Origin of the sequence: Kosakonia sacchari SP1 (assembly GCF_000300455.3) — a bacterium.
GTDB lineage: Bacteria > Pseudomonadota > Gammaproteobacteria > Enterobacterales > Enterobacteriaceae > Kosakonia > Kosakonia sacchari.
Genome location: NZ_CP007215.2, coordinates 3,730,712 through 3,756,963, shown reverse-complemented (window position 1 = coordinate 3,756,963; position 26,252 = coordinate 3,730,712). Strand labels below are relative to the sequence as shown.

Annotated in this window: 27 protein-coding genes; 11 read left to right on the top strand and 16 right to left on the bottom strand. The window is 53.1% G+C overall.

The window, feature by feature from the left end:
- Positions 1-33 precede the first annotated feature (33 nt).
- A complete protein-coding gene (locus C813_RS40825; RefSeq protein ID WP_017458858.1) occupies positions 34-903 on the bottom strand; it encodes a nucleoside-specific channel-forming protein Tsx in 870 nt (289 codons plus the stop codon).
- A gap of 294 nt (positions 904-1,197) precedes the next feature.
- Positions 1,198-1,740 carry a SadB/YajI family lipoprotein gene (locus C813_RS40820; RefSeq protein WP_017458859.1) on the bottom strand — a complete coding sequence of 181 codons (543 nt, stop codon included), beginning with the start codon at positions 1,738-1,740 and terminating at the stop codon, positions 1,198-1,200.
- Between the two features lie 153 nt (positions 1,741-1,893).
- Here C813_RS40820 and nrdR point away from each other — a divergent pair, with 153 nt between their 5' ends.
- From nrdR to pgpA, 6 genes are all read left to right on the top strand, one after another.
- Positions 1,894-2,343: a transcriptional regulator NrdR gene (gene nrdR, locus C813_RS40815; protein ID WP_017458860.1), complete on the top strand. Its 450-nt coding sequence runs from the start codon at positions 1,894-1,896 to the stop codon at positions 2,341-2,343.
- A gap of 2 nt (positions 2,344-2,345) precedes the next feature.
- Positions 2,346-3,449, top strand: coding sequence for a bifunctional diaminohydroxyphosphoribosylaminopyrimidine deaminase/5-amino-6-(5-phosphoribosylamino)uracil reductase RibD (gene ribD / locus C813_RS40810; RefSeq protein WP_017458861.1), 1,104 nt, complete (start codon positions 2,346-2,348; stop codon positions 3,447-3,449).
- 89 nt (positions 3,450-3,538) lie between these two features.
- On the top strand, positions 3,539-4,009 hold the full coding sequence (gene ribH, locus C813_RS40805; RefSeq protein WP_017458862.1) for a 6,7-dimethyl-8-ribityllumazine synthase: 471 nt from the start codon (positions 3,539-3,541) through the stop codon (positions 4,007-4,009).
- A gap of 19 nt (positions 4,010-4,028) precedes the next feature.
- Positions 4,029-4,448 carry a transcription antitermination factor NusB gene (gene nusB / locus C813_RS40800; protein WP_017458863.1) on the top strand — a complete coding sequence of 140 codons (420 nt, stop codon included), beginning with the start codon at positions 4,029-4,031 and terminating at the stop codon, positions 4,446-4,448.
- Positions 4,449-4,523: 75 nt separating this feature from the next.
- Positions 4,524-5,501 (top strand): thiamine-phosphate kinase, encoded by a 978-nt coding sequence (thiL, locus tag C813_RS40795; protein WP_017458864.1) that lies wholly within the window; start codon positions 4,524-4,526, stop codon positions 5,499-5,501.
- Positions 5,479-5,994: a phosphatidylglycerophosphatase A gene (gene pgpA, locus C813_RS40790; RefSeq protein ID WP_017458865.1), complete on the top strand. Its 516-nt coding sequence runs from the start codon at positions 5,479-5,481 to the stop codon at positions 5,992-5,994. Before thiL ends, pgpA begins: the two co-directional genes overlap by 23 nt.
- A gap of 38 nt (positions 5,995-6,032) precedes the next feature.
- On the opposite strand, the gene C813_RS40785 is transcribed toward pgpA, so the two are convergent.
- Genes C813_RS40785 through xseB form a run of 4 tightly spaced genes read right to left on the bottom strand, consistent with a single transcriptional unit; the run spans position 6,033 to position 10,096 of the window.
- Complete coding sequence (locus C813_RS40785; protein WP_017458866.1) at positions 6,033-7,007, bottom strand: aldo/keto reductase; 975 nt, start codon at positions 7,005-7,007, stop codon at positions 6,033-6,035.
- Positions 7,008-7,066: 59 nt separating this feature from the next.
- Entirely contained in the window at positions 7,067-8,929 is a 1,863-nt protein-coding gene (gene dxs, locus C813_RS40780) for a 1-deoxy-D-xylulose-5-phosphate synthase (protein ID WP_017458867.1), read from the bottom strand.
- 24 nt (positions 8,930-8,953) lie between these two features.
- Complete coding sequence (gene ispA / locus C813_RS40775; RefSeq protein WP_017458868.1) at positions 8,954-9,853, bottom strand: (2E,6E)-farnesyl diphosphate synthase; 900 nt, start codon at positions 9,851-9,853, stop codon at positions 8,954-8,956.
- A complete protein-coding gene (xseB, locus tag C813_RS40770) occupies positions 9,854-10,096 on the bottom strand; it encodes an exodeoxyribonuclease VII small subunit (RefSeq protein ID WP_017458869.1) in 243 nt (80 codons plus the stop codon).
- Between the two features lie 213 nt (positions 10,097-10,309).
- On the opposite strand from xseB, the gene thiI reads away from it, so the two are divergent.
- Positions 10,310-11,758, top strand: coding sequence for a tRNA uracil 4-sulfurtransferase ThiI (thiI, locus tag C813_RS40765; RefSeq protein WP_017458870.1), 1,449 nt, complete (start codon positions 10,310-10,312; stop codon positions 11,756-11,758).
- 87 nt (positions 11,759-11,845) lie between these two features.
- On the opposite strand, the gene yajL is transcribed toward thiI, so the two are convergent.
- Together yajL and panE are read right to left on the bottom strand one after the other, a co-directional pair.
- Positions 11,846-12,439, bottom strand: a complete 594-nt coding sequence (gene yajL, locus C813_RS40760; RefSeq protein WP_017458871.1) for a protein deglycase YajL — start codon at positions 12,437-12,439, stop codon at positions 11,846-11,848.
- Positions 12,402-13,313 carry a 2-dehydropantoate 2-reductase gene (gene panE / locus C813_RS40755; protein WP_017458872.1) on the bottom strand — a complete coding sequence of 304 codons (912 nt, stop codon included), beginning with the start codon at positions 13,311-13,313 and terminating at the stop codon, positions 12,402-12,404. Before panE ends, yajL begins: the two co-directional genes overlap by 38 nt.
- 139 nt (positions 13,314-13,452) lie before the next feature.
- On the opposite strand from panE, the gene C813_RS40750 reads away from it, so the two are divergent.
- Positions 13,453-13,944 carry a YajQ family cyclic di-GMP-binding protein gene (locus tag C813_RS40750; RefSeq protein ID WP_017458873.1) on the top strand — a complete coding sequence of 164 codons (492 nt, stop codon included), beginning with the start codon at positions 13,453-13,455 and terminating at the stop codon, positions 13,942-13,944.
- 41 nt (positions 13,945-13,985) lie between these two features.
- Here the strand turns inward: C813_RS40750 and C813_RS40745 are convergent, their stop codons facing one another.
- The 8 genes from C813_RS40745 to C813_RS40710 all read right to left on the bottom strand — a co-directional run bounded on the left by C813_RS40745 (position 13,986) and on the right by C813_RS40710 (position 23,009).
- Complete coding sequence (locus C813_RS40745) at positions 13,986-15,347, bottom strand: MFS transporter (protein WP_017458874.1); 1,362 nt, start codon at positions 15,345-15,347, stop codon at positions 13,986-13,988.
- Between the two features lie 149 nt (positions 15,348-15,496).
- Complete coding sequence (gene cyoE, locus C813_RS40740) at positions 15,497-16,384, bottom strand: heme o synthase (protein ID WP_017458875.1); 888 nt, start codon at positions 16,382-16,384, stop codon at positions 15,497-15,499.
- Between the two features lie 12 nt (positions 16,385-16,396).
- Positions 16,397-16,723 carry a cytochrome o ubiquinol oxidase subunit IV gene (locus C813_RS40735; RefSeq protein ID WP_017458876.1) on the bottom strand — a complete coding sequence of 109 codons (327 nt, stop codon included), beginning with the start codon at positions 16,721-16,723 and terminating at the stop codon, positions 16,397-16,399.
- Positions 16,723-17,337 (bottom strand): cytochrome o ubiquinol oxidase subunit III, encoded by a 615-nt coding sequence (locus tag C813_RS40730; RefSeq protein WP_017458877.1) that lies wholly within the window; start codon positions 17,335-17,337, stop codon positions 16,723-16,725. The genes C813_RS40735 and C813_RS40730 overlap by 1 nt, the downstream gene beginning before the upstream one ends.
- Complete coding sequence (gene cyoB, locus C813_RS40725) at positions 17,327-19,318, bottom strand: cytochrome o ubiquinol oxidase subunit I (protein WP_017458878.1); 1,992 nt, start codon at positions 19,316-19,318, stop codon at positions 17,327-17,329. Before cyoB ends, C813_RS40730 begins: the two co-directional genes overlap by 11 nt.
- An 18-nt stretch (positions 19,319-19,336) precedes the next feature.
- Positions 19,337-20,284: a cytochrome o ubiquinol oxidase subunit II gene (gene cyoA, locus C813_RS40720; protein WP_017458879.1), complete on the bottom strand. Its 948-nt coding sequence runs from the start codon at positions 20,282-20,284 to the stop codon at positions 19,337-19,339.
- Positions 20,285-20,916: 632 nt separating this feature from the next.
- A complete protein-coding gene (gene ampG, locus C813_RS40715) occupies positions 20,917-22,392 on the bottom strand; it encodes a muropeptide MFS transporter AmpG (protein ID WP_017458881.1) in 1,476 nt (491 codons plus the stop codon).
- A 38-nt stretch (positions 22,393-22,430) separates the two neighbouring features.
- Complete coding sequence (locus C813_RS40710; RefSeq protein ID WP_017458882.1) at positions 22,431-23,009, bottom strand: lipoprotein; 579 nt, start codon at positions 23,007-23,009, stop codon at positions 22,431-22,433.
- 298 nt (positions 23,010-23,307) lie between these two features.
- Between C813_RS40710 and bolA the strand changes: the two genes are divergently transcribed.
- The 3 genes from bolA to clpP all read left to right on the top strand — a co-directional run bounded on the left by bolA (position 23,308) and on the right by clpP (position 26,184).
- Positions 23,308-23,625 (top strand): transcriptional regulator BolA, encoded by a 318-nt coding sequence (bolA, locus tag C813_RS40705; protein ID WP_017458883.1) that lies wholly within the window; start codon positions 23,308-23,310, stop codon positions 23,623-23,625.
- Positions 23,626-23,974: 349 nt separating this feature from the next.
- Positions 23,975-25,273, top strand: coding sequence for a trigger factor (gene tig / locus C813_RS40700; RefSeq protein ID WP_017458885.1), 1,299 nt, complete (start codon positions 23,975-23,977; stop codon positions 25,271-25,273).
- A 287-nt stretch (positions 25,274-25,560) separates the two neighbouring features.
- Positions 25,561-26,184 (top strand): ATP-dependent Clp endopeptidase proteolytic subunit ClpP, encoded by a 624-nt coding sequence (gene clpP, locus C813_RS40695; RefSeq protein ID WP_017458886.1) that lies wholly within the window; start codon positions 25,561-25,563, stop codon positions 26,182-26,184.
- Positions 26,185-26,252: the final 68 nt, after the last annotated feature.

Here is a 26,252-nt window from a genome sequence, read left to right as displayed (position 1 = left end):
CCATCGGGTCGGCTCTTATGCAATGCAGTGGGATTAGAAGTTGTAACCAACAACCAGGTAACCACCCCAACCGGTAGAACGCACATAGCTATCGCCCATGGCTGCATCATCTTTGAACTGACCGCCATTGTGCCAATAACGGGCTACCACAGAGTAGTGCCAGTGATCGTAGCCCAGCGAAAGAATATGGCTGGAAGCAATCGAGTTGTTGGTGCGGAACTGCTCGCCGTTAACATAGTAGCGGCTGTCGCCCAGTTTTGAACCCCAGTCAAAGTTGGTAAAGCCGATGTAGCTCAGTTGGCCGCCCCACAGGCTGGTGATTGGCACAAAGTATTTCACTTTGAAGCGGTAGCCGTCCCATTCGTTTTGGTTTTCGGCACCGTAGTTCTGCCACTGATATTTCGCATAGACGTTCAGGGAGAGGCTCATCGGCAAGCCGGTGTCGATGTCGGTACCCAGACCCATGTACCAGGTGCTCTGACGACCAGATTCGTTGCGACCCATGTCGTAGATGTAGTTGTTAGCGAAGTACCACTCTTTGAACGGACCAAAACTCAGATCGGTTCCGGTCAGTTTATCAATAGAGAAACGTGGCTCGATTTCCATAAACAGCGGCGAACCGTGGTTCCAGATCCCCTTCGCACCGGTGTTACCACCGAAGAAGACTGGCGCATCCAGGTAGCCGTAGAAATCAAACCAATCTTTCTTGGCGAACGCTTCATATTCCAGATAAGTATCGTTACGCGGAACAGGTCCGAAACGGGTGTGATAACTCCCCACCACGTTTACGCTCTGGTGCCACCAGTCGGAAACGTATTCAGGTTTGCTGTTATCCGCTGCGTTAGCAGTAAAAGAAGCGGAAAGCGCCAGAGCAGCACCGGCTGCGAGAATTGTTTTTTTCATCATTACGCCACTGATTGAGATCCCAGACGGGAGTGAAAGAAAGCACGCATGGAGTTTCTAAATGTTTCATATTTCTGCGCGCCTATTATAAGTATCCGCGTTCACAAAAATATGTGTTGTTTCACATTATTGACACACGCGTAATCGATTGCGTTCACGTTTGCGTGCAATAAACGACGGCGATTGTACTGGCATTTATCGATATTGCAAATTGGTGAATGTGATGAACAGATGACAAAAAAGAAGAAAACACATGACAGAGAGTAAGAAAGGGCGACAGCGTCGCCCCTGAGGTTATTGCAAATTGGCGGGCTGGATATCGTGAATGCGGACAAAGCCTAACTGCTCTGGCGTGATGCCGTTAAGTTGCAGCGGAATATCAACGTCGCTCGGCGCCAGTGTGCTGGCCGGTGCGTTAATCAGCTGGTTTTGTACGTTCACTTCCTGGTAGTTCTCGGTGGTGCCCTGAATCTGGCCCCATTCAACGGTGCCGCTAAAAGCCGGTAACGGATCGTTGGATTCGCCCTGGATTCGCAACACGACCCGGGTTCCCGCCGCATTCGGCGCGATATTTTGCAACGACATACGCAGCATACCGATTTGGCTATTCAAGCGGGCGGGCGTATTGGCGCCTGGCAGTAGGTAAACGCCGCTACCGGATTTGGCATTCAGCGTGTTCTGCTGGGTGATTTTCACCGTCTCTTTATTAAGCTTGCTCATTTCATTATTGAGCGTGCTGACACTTTGATGAAGCTGGCGAACTTCGCTTTGCTGGGCGCAGGCACTGAGGGCAAAAAGGCTTCCCAGTAACAGGGTTCTTAGGTAACGTCTTGTCATTGTGTCTGTTTCCTTGGATAGGATCTTCTCTGTAATGGTAGATCGCAACGGCCTCGTTGCCATCGATCCATTGTCTCAAAAACGGTCTGCCTTTGTTGTCATGCCAGTTCAGGGTAAAATAGATTTCAGTTAACTCTAACGTCAGGACGCCGTATGCATTGCCCATTCTGTTTCGCCGTGGATACCAAAGTTATCGATTCTCGCCTGGTGGGTGAAGGTTCATCCGTTCGCCGTCGCCGGCAGTGCCTGGTCTGTAATGAGCGTTTCACCACCTTTGAAGTGGCGGAGCTTGTGATGCCGCGCGTTGTGAAAAGCAATGATGTGCGTGAACCGTTCAATGAAGAGAAGCTGCGTCGTGGCATGTTAAAAGCGCTCGAAAAGCGCCCTGTGAGCGCGGATGACGTTGAAATGGCGCTGAATCACATTAAATCGCAACTTCGCGCAACCGGTGAACGGGAAGTGCCGAGTAAGATGATTGGCAATTTGGTGATGGAGCAGCTGAAAAAGCTCGATAAAGTGGCCTATGTCCGCTTTGCCTCTGTCTACCGTAGCTTTGAAGATATTCGCGAATTTGGCGAAGAGATCGCACGTCTACAGGACTAATCATGCACGACGAAATGTACATGGCGCGAGCGCTGAAACTGGCGCAGCGCGGGCGTTTTACCACTCACCCGAACCCGCGTGTCGGCTGCGTCATTGTCAACGATGGCGAAATTGTCGGCGAAGGTTTTCATTACCGCGCTGGCGAACCGCACGCGGAAGTGCATGCGTTGCGCATGGCGGGCGAACGGGCCCGCGGTGCAACAGCATATGTCACGCTCGAACCGTGCAGCCATCACGGGCGTACTCCGCCATGCTGTGAAGCGCTGATTAATGCTGGCGTTGCGCGCGTGGTTGCCGCAATGCAGGATCCTAACCCACAGGTTGCCGGGCGCGGTTTGTATCGCTTGCAGCAGGAAGGTATTGAAGTCAGTCACGGGTTAATGATGAGTGAAGCCGAAGCGTTGAATAAAGGCTTCCTCAAACGTATGCGCACCGGGTTTCCTTACGTGCAACTTAAGCTCGGCGCGTCGCTTGATGGACGTACCGCGATGGCCAGCGGCGAAAGCCAGTGGATCACCTCACCGCAGGCGCGACGTGACGTACAGCAGCTACGCGCGCAGAGCCACGCGATCCTGACCAGCAGTGAAACGGTGCTGGCGGACGATCCGGCGCTGACTGTGCGCTGGGCAGAGTTAAATGCCGATACTCAGGCGCTTTACCCGCAGGAAAATTTGCGTCAACCGGTACGCATTGTTGTCGACAGCCAGAACCGGGTGACACCGCAGCATCAGTTAGTCGGCCTGCCGGGAGAAACCTGGTTTGCTCGTACGCGCGCCGATGAGCGCCAGTGGCCTGAAAACGTGCGTGAAATTATCGTACCGGAACATAATGGCCACGCCGATCTGGTCACGCTGATGATGCTGCTCGGCAAACAGCAGATCAACAGTGTGTGGGTCGAAGCGGGCGCACACCTTGCCGGAGCATTGTTGCAGGCCGGTCTGGTGGATGAGCTGATTGTCTATCTGGCACCTACACTGTTAGGCAGCGATGCGCGCGGTCTGTGTGTGCTGCCGGGGTTATCCGCCCTTGCGGAGGCACCACACTTTAAATTCAATGAGATACGTCAGGTTGGCCCCGATGTCTGCCTGCATCTCACTCATGCGTGATGCCTGCTGTAAAAGGGAAGCAGCGCGTAAAATATTATGCTAAAATCCGCCCCCCTGCGGGGTCCGAACTGAACCTGTGAAGGAAGTGTATGAACATTATTGAAGCCAACGTTGCTGCTCCGGACGCTCGCGTCGCCATCACCATTGCGCGTTTCAACAACTTCATCAACGACAGCCTGCTGGAAGGCGCGATTGATGCGCTGAAACGCATCGGTCAGGTGAAAGATAACAACATCACCGTTGTGTGGGTGCCTGGCGCTTACGAACTGCCGCTGGCGGCAGGTGCGTTGGCGAAAACCGGTAAATATGACGCGGTGATTGCACTTGGCACCGTAATCCGCGGCGGCACCGCGCACTTCGAATATGTTGCCGGCGGTGCAAGCAATGGTCTGGCGCATGTTGCCCAGGAAAGCGAGATCCCGGTAGCTTTCGGTGTGCTGACCACTGAGAGTATTGAACAAGCCATCGAACGCGCTGGCACCAAAGCCGGTAATAAAGGTGCGGAAGCCGCACTGACCGCGCTTGAAATGATTAATGTATTGAAAGCCATCAAGGCCTGATTTTTGTAAGGGGAATTCCGTGAAACCTGCTGCTCGTCGCCGCGCCCGTGAGTGTGCCGTCCAGGCGCTCTACTCCTGGCAGTTGTCCCAGAACGACATCTCTGATGTTGAGTACCAGTTCCTGGCAGAGCAAGACGTTAAAGATGTTGACGTCCTGTACTTCCGTGAACTGTTGACCGGGGTGGCGACTAATAGCGCATATCTCGATGGCTTAATGAAGCCGTACCTGTCCCGTTTGCTCGAAGAGCTGGGCCAGGTTGAGAAAGCGGTATTGCGTATCGCGCTGTTCGAACTGTCCAAACGTGATGATGTGCCGTACAAAGTGGCGATCAACGAGGCTATCGAACTGGCAAAAACCTTCGGCGCTGAAGACAGCCACAAGTTTGTTAACGGCGTGCTGGATAAAGCCGCACCTGCGATCCGCCCCCACAAAAAGTGATCCGCAAGCCGGAAACTGGCGCTGCACGTTGCGCGTCGGTTCCGGCTTTTTCTTTTTTCTACAGAGGCATAACGTATGGCATGCGGCGAATTTTCCCTGATTGCCCGTTATTTTGACCGCGTACGAAATTCCCGTCGCGATGTAGAAACTGGCATCGGCGACGACTGCGCACTACTCAATGTTGCCGAAAAACAGACGCTGGCGATAAGCGTCGATACGCTGGTGGCGGGCAACCATTTTCTGCCGGATATCGATCCGGCCGATCTGGCGTATAAAGCGATGGCATCGAATCTCAGCGATTTGGCGGCGATGGGTGCCGATCCGGCGTGGTTAACGCTGGCCCTGACGCTGCCCGAAGCGGATGAAGCGTGGCTGCAAGCGTTTAGCGACAGCCTGTTCGAGCAGCTCAATTACTACGATATGCAACTGATTGGCGGCGACACTACGCGTGGCCCGCTGTCGATGACGATTGGCATTCATGGTTATGTGCCGGTTGGGCGGGCAATGAAACGTTCAGGCGCGAAGCCAGGTGACTGGATTTACGTCACCGGTACGCCGGGTGACAGTGCTGCCGGGCTGGCGATTTTGCAACAGCGTTTAGCCGTTAACGATAGCGCTGATGCGCAGTATTTGCTCCAGCGCCACCTGCGCCCAACACCGCGCGTATTGCAGGGGCAGGCGCTGCGTAATCTCGCAAGTTCGGCGATTGATCTCTCCGATGGTCTGATTTCTGACCTGGCGCATGTGTTGAAAGCCAGCGGCTGCGGCGCGCGTATCGATCTGGATGCGTTGCCATTTTCCAACGCCGTCCGCCGCCATGTCATGCCGGATCAGGCACTGCGCTGGGCGCTTGCCGGCGGGGAAGATTACGAATTGTGCTTTACCGTGCCGGAGCTGAACCGCGGCGCGCTGGATGTCGCGATTGGTCAGTTGGGCGCGCCTTTTACCTGTATCGGGCAGATCAGTGCGGATATTGAAGGGCTACATTTCACCCGCGACGGCAAAGCCGTGACGCTTGACTGGAAAGGATATGACCACTTTGCCGCGCACTAAAGATGTGGCGAAAAGCCGCCTTAATTTACGCAACCCCTGGCATTTGCTGGCTACTGGCTTTGGTAGCGGTTTAAGCCCTATCGTGCCGGGAACAATGGGCTCGCTGGCGTCGATTCCCTTCTGGTGGGCAATGACCTTTTTGCCCTGGCAGCTCTACTCGCTGCTGGTGATGCTTGGGATCTCGCTTGGCGTTTACCTCTGCCACCAGACGGCAAAAGACATGGGCGTGCACGATCACGGCAGTATTGTCTGGGATGAGTTCATCGGCATGTGGATAACGCTGATGGCGCTGCCAACCACGGACTGGCAGTGGGTCGCCGTGGGGTTTGTGTTGTTCCGTATTCTGGATATGTGGAAGCCGTGGCCGATCCGTTGGTTTGATCGCAACGTGCACGGCGGTATGGGGATCATGGTCGATGATATCGTCGCCGGGATCATCGCCGCCGGGCTGCTCTATCTGATTGGTCATCACTGGCCTCTTGGGCTTATTTGATGCTTTCCCTCTCCCGGCGGGAGAGGGCGGTTTCGCGTTTACTTAAAGCCAACCACCGGATGCGGTTGATACGGCGTCTCCAGCTCGGCAATCTGCTCCGGTTTCAGCGTTAAATCCACCGCGCCCAGTAAATCGTCCAGTTGCTCTTCACGCGATGTACCAATAATCGGCGCGGCAACACCGGGTTTACTCAGCAGCCACGCCAGCGCGACCTGCGCGCGCGATGCGCCAGTCTCTTCTGCCACACCCGCCAGCCGCTCGGCGATCTGTGCGTCGTTGTCATCCGTTTCGCTGTACAGCGTTTTGCCGAATTCATCTGACACCAGACGCGCAGTGGTTTCCCCCCACGGACGCGTTAAACGTCCGCGCGCGAGCGGGCTCCACGGAATAATCGCCACGCCCTCTTTGTAGCACAGCGGCAGCATCTCGCGCTCTTCCTCGCGATAGATCAGATTGTAGTGATCCTGCATGGTAACAAAACGCGCCCAGCCGTTTTGCTCCTGCAACGTTAACGCCTGGGCAAACTGGCGGGCGTGCATTGACGATGCGCCGATATAGCGCGCCTTACCCGCTTTTACTACCTCGTCCAGCGCTTCCAGTGTCTCTTCGATAGGCGTGGTGTAATCCCAGCGATGGATTTGCAGTAAATCCACATATTCCATGCCAAGACGCCGCAGGCTGTCGTCAATGGAGCGTAGAATTTGCGCGCGTGACAGGCCTTCGGGCAAATCGCCAACCTGGTGATACACTTTGGTGGCGACGACCACATCTTCGCGGCGGGCGAAATCACGCAGCGCCCGGCCAACAATCTCTTCACTGCTGCCGTCCGAGTAGCTGTTTGCGGTATCGAAAAAGTTGATGCCGCCTTCCAGGGCGCGTTTGATGATGGGGCGGCTGCTCTCTTCAGGCAATGTCCAGGCGTGTTTACCGCGATCCGGCTCGCCAAACGTCATGCAGCCCAGACAAAGGCGGGAAACCTTCAGGTCTGTTTTTCCTAATGTGTTGTATTGCATGGTTCCACTCCTGCTTGTCAAAACGTATGTTTAAGCATAGCAGGAGCGGAAAGGGGAGGTCAGGCAAGCCAGTTTCTGATGCGGGATTCAATGCCTGCGGTATCCAGGCCTATTTCAGCGCGGGCTTCATCCTGCGTGCCTTGCGGGATAAAGAAATCCGGCAGTCCGAGATTCAGCACCGGCACCGGTTTGCGGTTAGCCATCAGCACCTCATTCACGCCGCTGCCTGCGCCACCGATAATGGCGTTTTCTTCCAGCGTTACCAGCGATTCATGGTGCGCGGCGGTTTCCAGAATCAGCGCCTCATCCAGCGGTTTGGCAAAACGCATATCGATAAGTGTGGCGTTCAGCGCTTCGGCGGCTTTCTCCGCCTCCGGCAACAGCGTACCAAAGTTCAGGATCGCCACTTTTTCGCCACGGCGTTTCACCACACCTTTGCCGATGGGCATTTTTTCCAGCGGTTGCAGCGGCACACCAACGGCATTACCGCGCGGGTAGCGCACCGCGCTTGGGCCATCTGCGTAGTGATAGCCGGTAAACAGCATCTGGCGACATTCGTTCTCGTCGCTCGGTGTCATCACTACCATGCCCGGGATGCAGCGCAGATAAGAGATATCAAACGCGCCCTGGTGAGTTTGACCGTCTGCACCAACGATCCCGGCACGGTCGATAGCGAACAGCACCGGCAGTTTCTGGATCGCCACATCATGAATAACCTGATCGTAGGCACGTTGTAGGAAGGTAGAGTAAATCGCCACCACCGGCTTATAGCCGCCAATCGCAAGACCTGCGGCAAATGTCACCGCATGCTGTTCGGCTATTGCCACATCAAAGTATTGATCCGGATATTTGCGCGAAAACTCAACCATGCCGGAACCTTCACGCATCGCCGGCGTGATCGCCATCAGCTTGCTGTCTTTGGCGGCGGTTTCGCACAGCCAGTCGCCGAAAATCTTCGAATAGCTCGGCATGCCGCCGCTGCTTTTTGGCAGCGTTCCGCTGGTAGGATCGAATTTCGGTACGGCGTGGAAAGTGATCGGATCTTTTTCAGCCGGCTCATAACCGCGCCCTTTTTTGGTCATGATATGCAGGAACTGCGGGCCTTTCAGATCGCGCATATTGCGTAGCGTCTGCACTAAACCCAGCACATCGTGACCGTCGACCGGGCCGATATAGTTAAAGCCCAGCTCTTCAAATAGCGTACCCGGTACCACCATGCCTTTGATGTGCTCTTCGGTGCGCTTAATCAGCTCTTTAATCGGCGGTACGCCGGAAAGCACTTTTTTGCCGCCTTCGCGCAGCGTGGAGTAGAGCTTGCCGGAGAGCAACTGCGCCAGGTGATTATTCAGCGCGCCGACATTCTCAGAAATCGACATTTCGTTGTCGTTTAACACCACCAGCATATCCGGACGGATATCGCCCGCGTGGTTCATGGCTTCAAACGCCATGCCAGCGGTGATCGCGCCATCGCCAATTACGCAGACGGTGCGACGCTGTTTGCCCTCTTTCGCGGCTGCGACAGCCACGCCAATACCGGCGCTAATGGACGTTGATGAATGGCCGACGCTCAGCACGTCGTATTCGCTTTCGCCGCGCCATGGGAAAGGGTGCAACCCGTTTTTCTGCCGGATGGTGCCGATTTTGTCACGACGTCCGGTCAGGATTTTATGTGGATACGCCTGGTGACCCACGTCCCAGATCAACTGATCAAACGGCGTGTTGTAGACGTAATGTAGCGCGACGGTCAATTCAACCGTGCCAAGCCCGGAGGCGAAGTGCCCGCTGGAGCGGCTCACGCTGTCGAGCAGGTAGCGGCGCAGTTCGTCGCATAGCTTCGGCAGGCTCTCTTTCGGCAGCAGGCGCAACTCTTGCGTGGTATCAACCAGCGCCAGCGTCGGGTATTTGGCTATATCAAAACTCATCAGAGACTCATCGTGGTGTTTTCGTTATTTATCACGCTGGATTATGTAATTCGCCAGTGCTTCCAGTGCCGTCGTATCCAGCGACTGTGCCGCAAGCAGGCTTAAAGCTTGCCGGGCGTCGTCAATCAGGTCGCGGGCTTTTGTCCGGGCTTGCTCAAGACCCAGTAGTGCAGGATAGGTGCTTTTCCCCAGTTGCTGGTCAGCGCCCTGGCGTTTGCCAAGCGTTGCAGTATCGCCGACAACATCCAGGATGTCATCCTGAACCTGGAACGCCAGACCAACACATTCGGCATAGCGATCGAGCAACGGCAGGGCTTCGCGGCCCTTATCACCTGCGCTTAGCGCGCCCATTCGCACCGCTGCGCGAATCAGCGCGCCGGTTTTGTGGCGGTGGATCTGCTCCAGTTCAGCCAGCGAAACACACTTGCCTTCTGCTGCCAAATCCAGCGCCTGGCCGCCGCACATTCCGGCAACGCCGCTGGCGTGAGCCAGTTCCGAAACCATCGCCAGCCGGTCACGCGCATCGACTTCTGCCATTGGCGCATCCGCAAGAATGGAGAAAGCCAAGGTTTGTAACGCATCACCCGCGAGGATGGCGCTGGCTTCACCAAACTTAATATGGCATGTCGGTAAACCCCGACGGAGATCATCATCATCCATGGCGGGCAGATCGTCGTGGATCAGCGAGTAAGCGTGAATACATTCCACCGCCGCTGCGGGCGCATCCAGCGTTTGCTGGCTAACGCCGAACATGGTGCCCGTGGCATAAACCAAAAAAGGGCGCAGACGTTTACCGCCTAATAGTGCGCCATAGGAAATGGCCTCAACCAGAGGAGTGTTCTGAAAGGGCAGTGGTGCGATAAATTGGCGCAGCGCTTCATTGGCCTGAGAGACACAGGCCTGTAGCTGTTGATCGAAATCCATTTATTCAGCGTCCGGAGCAAAAGGCGTAAGGGGAGCCTCTTGTGAATCAGAGAGCAGGATCTGCACGCGTTGTTCCGCTTGCTGGAGTTTCACCTGTCCCTGGCGCGCCAGTTGCACGCCGCGTTCGAATTCATTGAGTGCCTCTTCAAGCGGAAGATCGCCGCTTTCAAGACGAGTGACAATCTGTTCCAGTTCGCTTAGCGCTGTTTCAAAACTGGCCGGTGCGTCGTTTTTCTTTGGCATAGTGAATGTCTGACTCTTCTATTGTTCTGGCTCAACGTAGCTATGGTAGCGAAGTCACGGCGCTTAGCAAATAACGCGCAATGGTAATGCAATGTGCGCAGCTTTATTGCGATGGTGGTATACTCCTGCGCCTGGATGCAGCCGCGGGTATGGGGCTGCTGTATTATTTTCCTATACAGGCCCAGCCGGGCTTGCCAACGAACCATTGCCGCCATGAAGTTTATCATTAAATTGTTCCCGGAAATCACCATCAAAAGCCAATCTGTGCGTTTGCGCTTTATTAAAATTTTGACCGGGAACATTCGTAACGTTCTGAAGCAATACGACGAGACCCTCGCCGTTGTCCGCCACTGGGATCATATTGAAGTGCGCGCCAAAGATGAAAGTCAGCGCCTGGCTATCCGCGACGCGTTGACCCGTATTCCGGGCATCCATCATATTCTCGAAGTGGAAGATGTTCCTTTCACCTCGCTGCACGATATTTTTGAGAAAGCGCTGGTGCAGTACCGCGAGCAGATCGAAGGTAAAACCTTCTGCGTACGCGTTAAACGTCGCGGTAAGCATGAGTTTAGCTCGATTGAAGTTGAACGTTATGTTGGCGGTGGTCTGAACCAGCATGTCGAATCGGCGCGCGTCAAACTGACTCACCCGGATGTAACGGTGAACCTGGAGATCGAAGACGATCGCCTGCTGTTAGTGAAAGGTCGCTATGAAGGTATCGGCGGTTTCCCGATCGGCACCCAGGAAGATGTGCTGTCGCTTATCTCCGGCGGTTTCGACTCTGGCGTTTCCAGCTATATGTTGATGCGCCGCGGTTGCCGCGTACACTACTGCTTCTTTAACTTGGGCGGCGCAGCACATGAAATTGGTGTTCGCCAGGTCGCACACTATTTGTGGAACCGTTTTGGTAGCTCCCACCGCGTGCGTTTTGTGGCGATCAACTTTGAGCCAGTGGTTGGTGAAATCCTCGAAAAAGTGGATGACGGCCAGATGGGCGTGGTGTTGAAACGCATGATGGTGCGCGCAGCGTCAAAAGTGGCTGAACGCTACGGCGTGCAAGCGCTGGTGACTGGTGAAGCACTGGGCCAGGTTTCCAGCCAGACGCTGACCAACCTGCGTTTGATTGACAACGTTTCTGACACGCTGATTTTGCGTCCGCTTATCTCTTACGATAAAGAGCACATCATTGACCTGGCGCGTGAAATCGGTACTGAAGATTTCGCCCGTACCATGCCGGAATATTGCGGAGTGATCTCGAAAAGCCCAACCGTTAAAGCGGTGAAGGCGAAGATCGAAGCGGAAGAGGAGCATTTTGACTTCTCCATTCTCGATAACGTGGTTGCTGAAGCGAGCAATATCGATATCCGCGAAATTGCCCAGCAGACCCAGGAAACGGTGGTCGAAGTCGAAACGGTAACCGGTTTTGGCCCGAACGATGTGATCCTGGATATCCGTTCTATTGATGAACAGGATGACAAACCGTTGAAGCTGGAAGGGATCGACGTGGTTTCGCTGCCGTTCTATAAACTGAGTACCAAGTTTGGCGACCTCGATCAGAACAAAACCTGGCTTTTGTGGTGCGAACGCGGCGTGATGAGCCGTCTGCAGGCGCTCTATCTGCGCGAGCAGGGCTTTGCCAACGTTAAAGTTTATCGCCCATAAAAAACTGCCGGAAAGGGGGACCTTTTCCGGCAGCTTTCGCGTTAATTTGCATTGAAAGCCCGGTAGGCATCGCCGGGCTTTTTGTTTTCAGGCTTCGTAGTAGTTATAAATTCCGGCGGCCATCACCAGTTGTGACGCCACTTCGTGCGCTTTTTCGCGCCCCACCAGCAAATCAATAATCTTCAAACCAAAATCGATGGCGGTGCCCGGTCCCTGGCTGGTGAGTAGATTGACGCGCGGATCCCACACTACACGTTTATCCTGCCACTGTTCGGCGGGAATAGTCTCTTTCAGTCCGGGAAAGCCGGTCATGTTGCCCAGCGGAAAAATCTCATGCGGCACCAGCACGGTGCCCGTTGCCGCGCAAATCGCGGCAACAATACGGCCCGAGAGATGGAACTGGCGCACCGTTTCTACCAGTAACGGACTATCGCGAAAATTCTCTGCCCCTTTCAGACCACCGGGCAGCACAATCACGTCGTAATCGCCATCTGCTACTTCTACTAACGGCGCATCCGCCACCAGTTTGACGCCGCGTGAGCAGGTGATGACCAGGTCGCCATCACTGGCGACGCTGGTGGTGGTAACGGCAATTCCACCACGTACCAGCAAATCGATAGTGGTGACCGCTTCGGTCTCTTCACTACCAGGGGCGAGACATATCAGAGCCGATGCGCTCATACTCACTCTCCTTACGTTTGATCATTTCATACAGACGGGCGTTTTCCGGCACTGCGATACCGTGCGCGCGAGCGCGTCTGAGCAGGTAACCCGTAATATAATCGCACTCGGTATGGCGCATCGCACGCACGTCCTGCAACATAGATGAAATATTTTCTGCCGTGTTTTCAATAATCTGATTTACGTAGCTCAGTAAATCATCGGCAGAAATATGGTGGCCTTCACGTTCAATCACCGCAGCAACTTCATGCGTGACCTTTTGGATCTCCTCCGGGAAAGCACGCAGATCGCCATTTTTACAGTCATGCAGCGCGGTTAACGGGTTGATGACGCAGTTCACTGCCAGCTTGCGCCACAGCGCCGGACGAATCGTGTTATGCCAGGCTACGTCCGGCAGCACATCTTGCAGAATGTCGGCCAGATAGCTGAACTCGCCATCCTGCTGCCGCGCCGGGCCAATGTGCGTGGTGCCGCTGGCAACGTGTACGATAACGTTGCCATCGCGGCGCGCAGCATGAGTCGTGGTGCCGATCAGTAACGGATTCGCCAGTGCTTTCAACTCTTCGACAGTACCCATGCCGTTGTGAATCAGTAACACGGGAGTTGAAGGTGAGAGTGTTGCAGCCAGTCCTTTCACCGCATCGGAAACTTGCCACGCTTTTAACGTCACCAGCAATAAATCGCTTCGCGCCAGAAATTCAGGATCGTTGGCCGTCAGGGATTCGTTAAATATTGAGCCGTCTTCATCAACGACATTCACACTGCAAAATGGCTGTGGAACGCGCAACCAACCCTGTACCTCATGTCCCTTTTTACATAACGCGGTTAACCACAATTGCCCTAAAGCACCGCATCCGAGTACGGTAATTCTCATTTATCCTCCTCACCTGCAACGTCGCCAGGTGTTGCTTTCACCATTATAGCGCTGTCGGCTAAGCTTCCCGTATTACAAGTTGAGTTATGCCTCGTTGCGGGTATTATGCAACGCAACAAATGCAGAGGGAGAAGAAAAGATGCCATCTTTCGATATCGTTTCCGAAGTTGAAATGCGTGAAGTGCAAAACGGCGTTGAGAATGCGACCCGTGAAGTAGGGACTCGTTTTGATTTTCGCAACGTTGAAGCCACGTTTGACCTGAACGAAGAGAAACAGACCATTAAGGTGTTGAGCGAATCCGATTTCCAGGTTAATCAGCTGCTGGATATTTTGCGCGCTAAATTGCTGAAACGCGGCATTGAAGGGGCCTCGCTGGACGTGCCGGAAGAGTTTGTCCACAGCGGCAAGACCTGGTTCGTGGAAGCAAAACTGAAACAGGGTATTGATGCAGCGACGGCGAAGAAAATCATCAAGCTGATTAAAGACAGCAAGCTGAAAGTGCAGGCGCAGATTCAGGGCGAAGAGATCCGTGTGACCGGGAAATCCCGTGATGATTTGCAGTCCGTCATGGCGCTGGTACGCGGCGGCAATCTCGGTCAGCCGTTCCAGTTCAAAAACTTCCGCGATTAATGTGCGTGCTCTCTCCCCGGCGGAGAGAGCGTGTCACAGCGTTAACCCACTACGGCTTGTTCAACTTCAAAGCGATTAGTGATCTTACTGTCGATTTTGACGTAAGCACTGCGCTCTTCGGCAACCACCAGCACTTCACTCACGCCCTCAGTTGCCAGCAAACGCTGCTGCAGCGCGTCATTGATGGTGACATTTTCCGGGATCGCGATGCGTAAGCTGCTGACATAGGGCGGTTCCTGCATGGTGCCCGCAACAAGCAGCCAAACCATCGCCAGCAATGCGCCGGCAAGGAACACCGTTTGCGAATCAAACAGACCATCTACCCAACCGCCAAGCGCACCGCCAATCGCCACGCCGATAAACTGGCTGGTGGAGTAAATCCCCATCGCCGTGCCTTTATAACCTGCAGGCGCTTCTTTACTGATTAACGAAGGTAATAAGGCTTCCATCAGGTTGAAGGCGAGGAAAAAGATCTGCACGCCAATGACGATTTCCCAGAAATGTGGCCCCGCGCCCCACAACACGATTTCCGCTATCAGCAGCAGCGCCACGCAGAACACGAAAACGCGCTTCATGCGGCGCTTTACTTCGGCGTAGATAATAAATGGCACCACCGAAACGAAAGAGATAAGCATGGTAACCAGGTAGATTTTCCAGTGATCCGGTGCGAGAAAACCGGCGGCTTCGAGTTGCCCAGGCAGGGCAACGAACGTCGACATCAGCAGGATATGCAGGCACATAATGCCAAAGTTGAGTTTTAGCAGTTTCGGGTTGACCATCACCATCTGGAAACAGTCTTTCACCATGCCGGATTCGCGGTTACGCACATGTTGCTGGCTGTCTGGCACGACCCATAGAGTCAACGCAATACCGGCAGTTGCCAGCCCGGCAATCATCCAGAACAGCGCATGCAAACCCAACTGATGCGTGATAATCGGGCCAAGCACCATGGCGATGGCGAAGGTGACGCCAAAACTAACGCCGATAAAGGCCATCGCTTTGGTGCGATTTTGTTCGCGAGTGAGATCGGAAAGCAGCGCCATGACGGCGGCGGCGATAGCGCCGGAGCCCTGTAATGCGCGGCCAAGAATAATGCCCCAGATAGAATCGGAAAGGGCGGCAATCACGCTACCGGCGACAAAAATCGCTAACCCGCCAACGATAAGCGGCTTGCGGCCGATGCGGTCAGAAAGTAAGCCAAAGGGAATTTGAAACACGGCTTGCGCGAGGCCATAAATACCAATCGCCAGACCGATGAGTGCTTCACTGGCGCCCTGCAGCGCCATGCCGTAAGTGGTCAGAACGGGCAGGACCATAAACATGCCGAGCATGCGCAGCGAGAATACAGTCCCTAAACCCCAGGTGGCGCGCAACTCGCCTGGCGTCATTTTATAATCGTTCATTACCACCTCAATTTGAAAACCGGACATAGTGTAGTGCGGGGGCAGGGCGGGGTAAATAACAGCTTAATTAACAAATATTACCTGTAAAGCGGGGCGTGTTTGGGCATGAAAAAAGGGTGCCGTAGCACCCTTTAGAATGGCGGTTTGGATCACCAGACGTAGGTCAACAGGTTATGGGAATCCGGCACCATAAAATCGACCGACATCATCACGCTGAGCGAGGTGATAGCGACAATGGAGAAGACGAACAGTTTGCGCGCCCACACCTTGTCATCCTCAACTTTATATCCACGCAGCGCCATGCCTAACCACCAGAGGCTTACCGCTGCGGCAACGACCAGGTATTTGTAACCGGCATAGCCGCCAAGCGACAGCATCAAAGTGGCGATAGCGAACGCCAGGATGTAGAGCGTGATATGGTTTTTCGCCACGGAAATGCCTTTCACCACCGGCAGTACCGGGATGTTCGCTGCCTGATAATCTTTAAAGCGGAAAATCGCGATGGCATACGAGTGAGGCATCTGCCACAGGCTGAAAATCGCCAGCAGGATCGCCGCGCCGCTGTCAAACTCGTTGGTGACGGCACAGTAGCCAATCACCGGCGGCGCAGCGCCGGAGAGTGAACCAATCAGCGTACCGTAAACGGAGTGGCGTTTCATATACAGGCTGTAGACGCCCACATATACCACGAACCCCATAACCCCGAGCCAGCAGGCCAGCGGGTTAGCGCCAAACCACAGCAGCATGAAGCCAGCAATACCCAGCAAGGCGGCGTAAACCAGCGAGACTTTTGGCGAGATCAGCCCTCTGACCAGCACCCTGTTTTTCGTCCGTTCCATCTTTTTGTCGATGTCACGATCGATGTAGTTGTTAAAAACACAACCAGAGGCGACCACCAGCGACACACCAATCAGCGTGTAGATGAACAGGGGATAGTCGATGTGGCCTTTAGAGGCCAGCAGGAATCCCCCGATCACGGAGATCAAGTTGCCAAAAATAATGCCCGGTTTCGTGACTTGCAGGTATTGCTTAAACATACTTCGCCGCTCTTATCGAACCATCATGTTGTAGTTGAGGTTCCACATAATCCAGATGGAACCTACCACCACGATCGCGATGATCAGCACAGTAAAGACGAAAGCCGTCATGTTCCAGCCTTCATCAGACTTGGTGTTCATGTGCAGGAAGCACACCAGATGCACCAGAATCTGTACTACTGCGGTCACCAGCACGGTGCCAAGAATCGCCACGTGGGACGCAGTACCGCTCATCACCATCCAGAACGGGATCACTGTCAGGATGATCGACAGGATAAAACCTGTCATGTAGGTTTTTACGCTACCGTGGGAAGCGCCATGATCGGTTGAATGACTCATTACATCGCCCCCATCAGATAAACGACTGAGAATACGCAAATCCATACCACGTCCAGGAAGTGCCAGAACAGGCTCAGGCACAGGATACGTGTACGGTTTGTACTGGTCAGGCCGCGACGGGAAATCTGGAACATCAGCACAGCCATCCAGATCAGACCCGAGGTCACGTGCAGACCGTGGGTACCAACCAGCGCGAAGAACGCTGACAGGAAGCCGCTGCGATCCGGACCCATACCTTCAACAATCAGGTGATGGAATTCATAGAGTTCCATCCCGATGAAGCCTGCGCCGAACAGCCAGGTCAACGCCAGCCAGGAAACAACCTGGCTTTTGTTGTTTTTATACATGGCGATCGCCGCCATGCCATAGGTAATGGAGCTGAACAGCAGCAGGGCGGTTTCCACCAGAACGAACGGCAGTTCAAAGATGTCTTTACCCGACGGGCCACCCGCCGTGTTATTCACTAACACGGCATAGGTCGCGAACAGGATCGAGAACAGAATGCAGTCGCTCATCAGGTAGATCCAGAAACCGAAGACTTTCGTCGGTCCTGAATCATGGTGCCCATGTTCGTGCGCGTGGGCGTTCGCAGTTGTCAGAGTATCAGTTGCCATTTTTCAGCCCTGCCTTTTTGATCTCATCGAAATGCTGATTTTCCAGTTTTTCGACTTCTGCAACCGGTACGTAGTAATCCACGTCCTCGTCAAAGCTCTTCACAATCCAGCTAATTACGATGCCGGCGAAACCGACGATCGCCATCCACCAGATGTGCCAGATCATGGCAAAGCCAAACACCGTTGCGAAAGCGGCAATCACAATGCCCGCACCGCTGTTTTTCGGCATATGAATTTCTTCATAATGCGCAGGTTGCTTGTACGCTTCGCCTTTTTCTTTCATTTCCCAGAAGGCATCACGTTCATGAACGTGCGGCACTTCAGCGAAGTTGTAGAACGGCGGTGGAGAAGAGGTCGCCCACTCCAGCGTACGGCCGCCCCACGGGTCACCGGTCAGGTCACGGTTCTGGTGACGGTCGCGGATAGAGACGTAGTACTGAATCAGCTGGCACAGAATACCGCAGGCAATCAGCGCAGCGCCGCAAGCGGCAACCACCAGCATGGTGTGGAACTGCGGATCGATCTGCTGGCTCAGACGACGGGTCATGCCCATAAAGCCCAGCACATACAGCGGCATAAATGCCACGAAGAAGCCGATGATCCAGAACCAGAACGCGCGTTTACCCCAGGTTTCATTCAGGGTGAAACCAAACGCTTTCGGCCACCAGTAAGTGATACCCGCAAAGCAACCAAATACCACACCGCCGATGATGACGTTATGGAAGTGGGCAATCAGGAACAGACTGTTGTGCAGCACAAAGTCAGCGCCCGGTACCGCCAGCAGTACGCCGGTCATACCGCCCACAGAGAAGGTCACGATAAAGCCGATAGTCCACATCATTGCTGAATGGAACACGATACGGCCTTGGTACATGGTGAACAGCCAGTTGAAGATCTTCACCCCGGTCGGGATGGCGATAATCATGGTGGCGATACCGAAGAAGGCGTTAACGTTCGCGCCCGCACCCATGGTGAAGAAGTGGTGCAACCAAACGATAAACGACAGTACGGTAATACACACGGTCGCCCAAACGAGCGAGGTGTAACCGAACAGGCGCTTACGCGAGAAGGTCGCGGCGACTTCCGAGAACACACCGAACACTGGCAGAACCAGGATGTACACTTCCGGATGGCCCCAGGCCCAGATCAAGTTGATGTACATCATCATGTTGCCGCCCATTTCGTTGGTGAAGAAATGGGTACCCAGATAGCGGTCCAGGGTCAGCAGCGCGACGGTGACTGTCAGGATCGGGAACGAGGCGATAATCAGCACGTTGGCGCACAGTGATGCCCAGGTAAATACCGGCATCTTGAACATGGTCATGCCCGGCGCACGCATCTTCAGAATGGTGACGAAGAAGTTGATACCGGTCAGCGTCGTACCGATACCGGAGAGCTGAAGTGCCCAGATCCAGTAATCGACCCCTACGCCCGGACTGTACTCGATTCCCGATAGCGGCGGATAAGCCAGCCAGCCAGTCTGCGCGAATTCACCCACGCCGAGAGACAGGTTAACCAGGATCACACCGACAACCGTGAACCAGAAGCTCAGGTTGTTCAGGAACGGGAACGCCACGTCGCGAGCGCCGATCTGCAGTGGGATAACCACGTTCATCAGACCGATAACCAGCGGCATTGCTACGAAGAAGATCATGATCACGCCGTGGGCGGTGAAGATCTGATCGTAGTGGTGCGGCGGCAGGAAGCCTGCTTCACCCGCCGAGGCGAGTGCTTGCTGGCTACGCATCATGATGGCGTCAGCAAAGCCACGAATCAGCATCACGATACCGACGATGCAGTACATGATACCGAGCTTTTTGTGGTCAACCGAAGTCAGCCACTCTTTCCACAAGTAGTTCCACTTACCGAAGTAAGTAATCAGGGCCAGTAATGCCAGGCCACCGATGATAATAGCAGCCACCGTAACCACAATAATGGGTTCATGGTAGGGGACTGCATCCAGTGTCAATTTTCCGAACATCGTTTCTTCCTCGACCCCTTAGTGAGAGGTTTCCGCGTGGCTCATGTCCATGCCTTCCATACCTTCGTGCTCGCTATGCTCGCCCTTCGGTTGGTTCATGTCCATGCTCATGCCGTGGCCCATAAATTTGTTGATAACGTCTTTAAACAAATCGGGTTTCACGCTGGAGAAGTATTCAACCTTGTTGTATTCGCTTGGCGCAGCAAGTTTGTCATACGCAGCCATATCCGGCAGTGTATTCGGAGCTTGTTTCGCTTTTGCGACCCACTGGTCGAATGCGGCACGGTCCGGCGTAGCAATTGCTTTAAATTTCATACCCGAGAAGCCCGGGCCGCTGTAGCTTGCGGAGATACCATCGTAGGTACCAGCTTCGTTGGCAATCAGATGCAAGTTGGTCTGCATACCGGCCATCGCATAAATCTGGCTACCCAGTTTCGGGATAAAGAACGAGTTCATCACGGAGTTGGAGGTCACTTTGAACTGAACCGGAACGTTAGCCGGGAAGGCGATTTCGTTCACGGTAGCAATGCCCTGCTCCGGATAGATGAAGAACCATTTCCAGTCCATAGAAACAACTTCAATAGTGATCGGTTGTTCGTCATGGGCTAATGGTTTGCTTGGTTCAAGCGCGTGGGTGGTTTTCCATGTCAATACGGCAAGGAACAGGATGATCAGAATTGGCACCGTCCAGACCACAGCTTCCACTTTATTGGAGTGTGACCAGTTAGGGCTATACTTCGCATCTTTATTGCTCGCACGATACTTCCAGGCGAAACCAACGGCCATCAAGATGGCGGGAATAACGACAATCAACATCAGGCCAAAAGCCGTCAGTATCAGCGAACGTTGCTCCAGTCCAATCTGTCCTTTGGGGTCAAGAAGTGCAGAATCGCAGCCACTGAGTAAAACAGTACCGGCGATTAATGACAACCATCCCAAACTTTTATTGTATTTCCTGAGTCTCATTTAACGACCTCAATTCCACGGGATCTGGTGGCGCTTAAAGTGTGCGGGCATTTTACGGAAAGGTTACGTTACTGTAAACATGATTGGCTCTGTGTCAGCAAGGTGTTACTGGCTTTTGCCGTTTATGTCACATCGAATGCAACAATCTGTAAAAAAAGCGATTCGCACTGCCAGAGAGTGAGATTATAACGGAAAAATTACATCACAATCAGTGTTGGGGGTAAATTGGTATAACCAATCAATTAAATATACATTTATTTAACAAATACCCAGCAAATATCGAACATTATTGGAACGAACTTGAAACCCAACAATTAATAACCGTGCTGAATCGTTAAAGAGTAGCCTTTAATTTATAAGGCACAAAACAATTAAGATTTTTTATTTGTTCAGTTTGAATTAGGTGATTTGCTAAAAAGATAGGATGTTTATTTATTGAGCATAATAATAACTTTGGTGAATTGTTTTAGACCGTTTTTATTTTTTGATGACCTGATTTTAATAGGAAAATAGCCAGCAAATATATTCTTTAGTGATTTTTTTGTCACTTTACTGTTTTTTAACATTTTCAGGCTTTCGACGCCGAAAAAAAAGCGCCTGCAGGCGCTTTTTAATCACGTCTTTTTATCACGTCATAGCAACTCTGTTTTACGTAGCGCCAGCAAATCCAACACACCACCAAACACAATGCCGATAAAGGCTAACAGGGCACCCCATTCCAGCAGCGTGGTGCCGAAAGACCAGGCAGTCAAACCTGTGGCGTTAATCATCAGCACCAGCAGCCAGCATCCTAACAGCACGCAACCGGCGCTCAGTATGCGCAGCGCCAGCCGGTAGGCCGCAGCGTATTCCGTCCTGCAGAGAAAACTTTCACTCTGTTGCGTAAATGCCAGCGTTTTTTTGCACAACACCAGCAATACCAGGCCGGGAAGCGCGGCCACAATCGAAAAGAGATAGAACGTCGACCAGCTATAGCTTTCAACAAACCAGCCAGCCAGCGGGCCGACATAGACGCGCCCAACTGCCGACAGTGCCGAGAGCAAAGCAAACTGCGTTGCGGAGAAGGATTTGTTGCAGAGCGTCATTAATAGTGCAACAAACGCTGCGGTCCCCATGCCGCCACACAAGTTTTCTAAAAAGACGGCTGAACCCATCGTAAAAATACTTTTCGCCGTAATCGATAGCAGCCAGTAACCGGCATTGGAAATGGCCTGCAGTACGCCAAAAATGAACAGCGCACGGAACAGGGATAACCGTTGCATCAGTACGCCGCCAAATAACGCGCCGATAATCGTGGCGATAAGCCCCAGGGTTTTGTTCACCACGCCGACTTCCCCGGCGTCAAAACCAACGCCGCGGATGAGAAATGTTGTTGTCAGGCTCATGGCGAACGCATCGCCCAGTTTATACAGCACTATTAATAGAAGGATAAGCCAGGCGTTGTTGCGCCCGAAGAAATCACGCAGCGGCTCGACAACGGCGCGTTCCAGTGTTTTCGGCACCGGAATCATATCCTCTGGCTCCGGTGCGAGCAGGGTGGCGATAATGCACGGAACCAGCAGCACGGCCATTAACCAGTACATCCCTTGCCAGCCGAGCCAGCGATCTGCCAGCCATAAAGCCAGTCCGCCTGAAACCAACATTCCGAGCCGATAGCCCAGCACGCTTATTGCTGCACCTGCGCCTCGCTCTTCGAGCGGCAGCACATCCGTTTTCCAGGCGTCGAATACAATATCCTGAGACGCAGAGCAGAAAGCGATAAGCACAGCCAGTGCTGCCATCCAGCGCAGATGGTTGGCCGGATCGAGGAAACCCATTGCGGCAATCGACACCAGCAACAGGATTTGCGTAAGGAGCAGCCAGCCGCGACGACGCCCGAGTAAAGACGGCGTGTAGCGATCCATCAGCGGCGACCACAGAAATTTAAAGACGTAAGCCTGGCCGACCAGAGAAAAGAAACCGATGGTTTTTAAATCGATGTTTTCAACGGTCATCCATGCCTGGAGCGTCCCGCTGGTCAGGGCGAGAGGCAAACCGGAAGCGAAACCCAGAATCAGCAGTATGGCTGATTTCGGCTGAGTGAATATGCGTAAGTAGTGACTGGACATGAGTTAAAAACTGGCCCGGAAAACCGGGCCAGAAAAGATTAGCGGGCGTTTTGCTTGATGAAGTCGTGAATGCTGGTGTCCTGAGACATATCAGCGATGGTGTCAGTCAACACGCTGTTAACCGCACCGGCAATCTTGTCGTTGGTAGCCTGGAATGCGCCTTCGACGTTATAGCTTGCGCGGTAGTTTTTGGTCATCTTGTTGCCGTTCGCAGCCGTCGCGATGATGGCGATATCCGCTTTGGTGGCGATGTTGTAGCGGACGTTGCCCTGAGAGACATCCGCATACAGCTGGTTAACAATAATCTGCAGGTTTACCGCACCGTTCGGCCCGATCATATAACCGCGCGCGGTCATCTGTTTTTCCAGCACTTCTTGCAACAGGAAACGCAGATCGCGGGAAGCGGTCAGGGTGACTAGCTGGTTATCGCGCGTCACTTTGGCCAGCGCCTGATCCGGACGCTGATCGGCACCGTTGATGCTCACGGTGACACCCATCAGGCTTGGATCCTGCTGCGGCAGAGTAATTTTGGGGGTGACATCAAGCGTTGTCGGCGGGGTTGCGCACCCGGCCAGCATAAATAAAGCGACCAACGGAAAGAGTAGTTTTTTAAACATGTTCAGGCTCTCAAGGATCTAAGCTTCTGGGGGAAAATTCTCGCCATCATAACATTGCCGCTGTTAAGAGGAAGTCCTCAATGCATGGAAATTCATCGTCTTGTGCTTTTTTTGCCATCAAAAACCTTTTTATGGGTGGTGCCACGCAAAAAAAGCAGCTTTCAGTAGAGTTCATCCCCTTGAGCGGGAAAATAGGACGAACGCTAATTTTTTGTTGTTTTATTGTTATAGAGACGGTAAAAGCGGCTAACATTTAAAGAGATGGCTGACATCTCAGCGTTGTCGGAGGTGTAATATCATGATGATGCGCGAACAAATAGAAGCAAAGCTCAAGGCGGCATTTGAGCCCCTCATTCTCGAGGTTGTTGACGAGAGCTATCGTCACAATGTCCCCGCAGGTTCTGAAAGTCACTTCAAAGTTGTACTGGTGAGCGACCGCTTTACTGGAGAGCGTTTTCTGAACCGTCATCGCATGATTTACGGCACGTTGGCAGATGAACTGTCTACGACGATTCATGCACTGGCTCTGCATACTTACACACTTAAGGAGTGGGAAGGTTTGCAGGATACCCTGCTGACCTCGCCAGCCTGTCGCGGTGCAGGAAGCATCGCATAGAAAACCTGGTTGCAACTGCCCAAACTTTTCCAGTATGTTGCATGCAGATTATGTAAAAACGGCCTACGGGCCGTTTTGTTTTGTCTGAATTTTGAGCGAGAAACGCAGTTTTTTGAGCGAAATTGCTTCAGAAGTGTGAAAAATGACGCACCATTGCGACATTCCCGTTCTCGACTCATATCTGTGATGCCGCTATAATGCTGCGTCTTATTTTTCGGAATGTCTTCGGGATGATTCTGACGACAGGGAATGTATATCTGATTTGAGAGAACATCCCGGTTCTGCAAGCGAAACGGTTTGCTTCGCAGAGTAGAGTTGACCGAGCACTGTGATTTTTTGAGGTAACAAGATGCAAGTTTCAGTTGAAACCACTCAGGGCCTTGGGCGCCGTGTAACGATTACAATCGCTGCTGATAGCATCGAGACCGCTGTGAAGAGCGAGCTGGTCAACGTAGCGAAGAAAGTGCGTATTGACGGCTTCCGTAAGGGTAAAGTACCGATGACCGTTGTTGCTCAGCGTTATGGCGCGTCTGTTCGCCAGGACGTTCTGGGCGATCTGATGAGCCGCAACTTTATCGATGCGATCATTCAGGAAAAAATCAACCCAGCTGGCGCGCCGAATTATGTTCCGGGCGAATACAAACTGGGCGAAGACTTCACCTACTCTGTAGAGTTCGAAGTGTATCCGGAAGTTGAGCTGAAAGCGCTGGATACCATTGAAGTTGAAAAACCGGTTGTTGAAGTGACCGATGCTGACGTGGACACCATGCTGGAAACTCTGCGCAAGCAGCAGGCGACCTGGAAAGACAAAGATGGTGCTGTTGACGCTGAAGATCGCGTGACCGTTGATTTCACCGGTTCCGTTGATGGCGAAGAATTCGAAGGCGGCAAAGCCACTGATTTCGTACTGGCAATGGGCCAGGGTCGTATGATCCCGGGCTTTGAAGACGGTATTAAAGGCCACAAAGCGGGCGAAGAGTTCACCATCGACGTGACCTTCCCGGAAGAGTACCACGCAGAAAACCTGAAAGGTAAAGCGGCGAAATTCGTCATTAACCTGAAAAAAGTTGAAGAGCGTGAGCTGCCGGAACTGACCGAAGAGTTCATCAAACGCTTTGGCGTTGAAGATGGCTCCGTTGCGGGTCTGCGCGCTGAAGTACGCAAAAACATGGATCGCGAACTGAAAGGCGCGGTGCGTAACCGTGTTAAATCTCAGGCGATTGAAGGCCTGGTAAAAGCGAACGAAATCGACGTTCCGGCTGCACTGATTGACAGCGAAATCGACGTTCTGCGCCGCCAGGCTGCACAGCGTTTCGGTGGCAACGAGAAGCAAGCTCTGGAACTGCCGCGCGAACTGTTCGAAGAGCAGGCTAAACGCCGTGTTGTTGTTGGTCTGCTGCTGGGCGAAGTTATTCGTACCCACGAGTTGAAAGCTGACGAAGAGCGCGTTAAAGGCCTGATCGAAGAGATGGCATCTGCGTATGAAGATCCGAAAGAAGTGATCGAATTCTACAGCAAAAACAAAGAGCTGATGGAAAACATGCGTAACGTCGCGCTGGAAGAGCAAGCGGTTGAAGCGGTTCTGGAAAAAGCGAAAGTGACTGAGAAAGCCACTTCCTTTAACGAACTGATGAACCAACAGGCTTAACCGACTTCTGCGATAGCTAAAAGCAATAAGCCCGTCACCTGCTTGCTGGTGACGGGCTTTTTTTATCGCATCAGGACTATCAGATCTGTGCTAAAAGGGCGTTTCAGTGTTAGCGTAACAGCAAAAGATTGTTATGCTTGAAATCAGGTAATGTCATCCCCACTAAGGGAATAGCGACAGAAAAGACTCTGGCTGATAATCCGTCCGTGAGGCGTCGTAGTCAGACCCCACTCACTCAAGTACAATCAGTACAGCAGGTTTGTTAATTTTTTATCCAGGAGACGGAAATGTCATACAGCGGCGAACGAGACAACTTTGCACCCCATATGGCCCTGGTGCCAATGGTTATTGAACAGACCTCACGTGGTGAGCGCTCTTTCGATATCTACTCCCGTCTTCTCAAGGAACGCGTAATTTTTCTGACTGGTCAGGTTGAAGACCACATGGCGAATCTGATTGTGGCGCAAATGCTTTTTCTGGAAGCGGAAAACCCGGAAAAAGACATTTACCTGTACATTAACTCGCCTGGCGGGGTAATTACCGCAGGGATGTCAATTTATGACACCATGCAATTTATCAAGCCGGACGTCAGCACTATTTGTATGGGCCAGGCTGCGTCAATGGGCGCATTCCTGCTGACGGCGGGGGCAAAGGGCAAGCGTTTCTGCCTGCCAAATTCACGCGTGATGATTCACCAGCCGCTGGGTGGCTACCAGGGCCAGGCGACGGATATTGAAATCCACGCGCGTGAGATTCTGAAAGTGAAAGGGCGCATGAATGAACTTATGGCGCATCATACGGGTCAATCTTTAGAACAAATTGAACGCGATACAGAACGTGACCGCTTCCTTGCCGCGCAAGAGGCGGTTGAATACGGGCTGGTTGATTCAATTTTAACCCATCGTAACTAAGCTCAGGCTACAGGTGCCGCTATACTATTGGGTACAAGCGGCACACGCTTGAGTAACGTTTTGCGCCT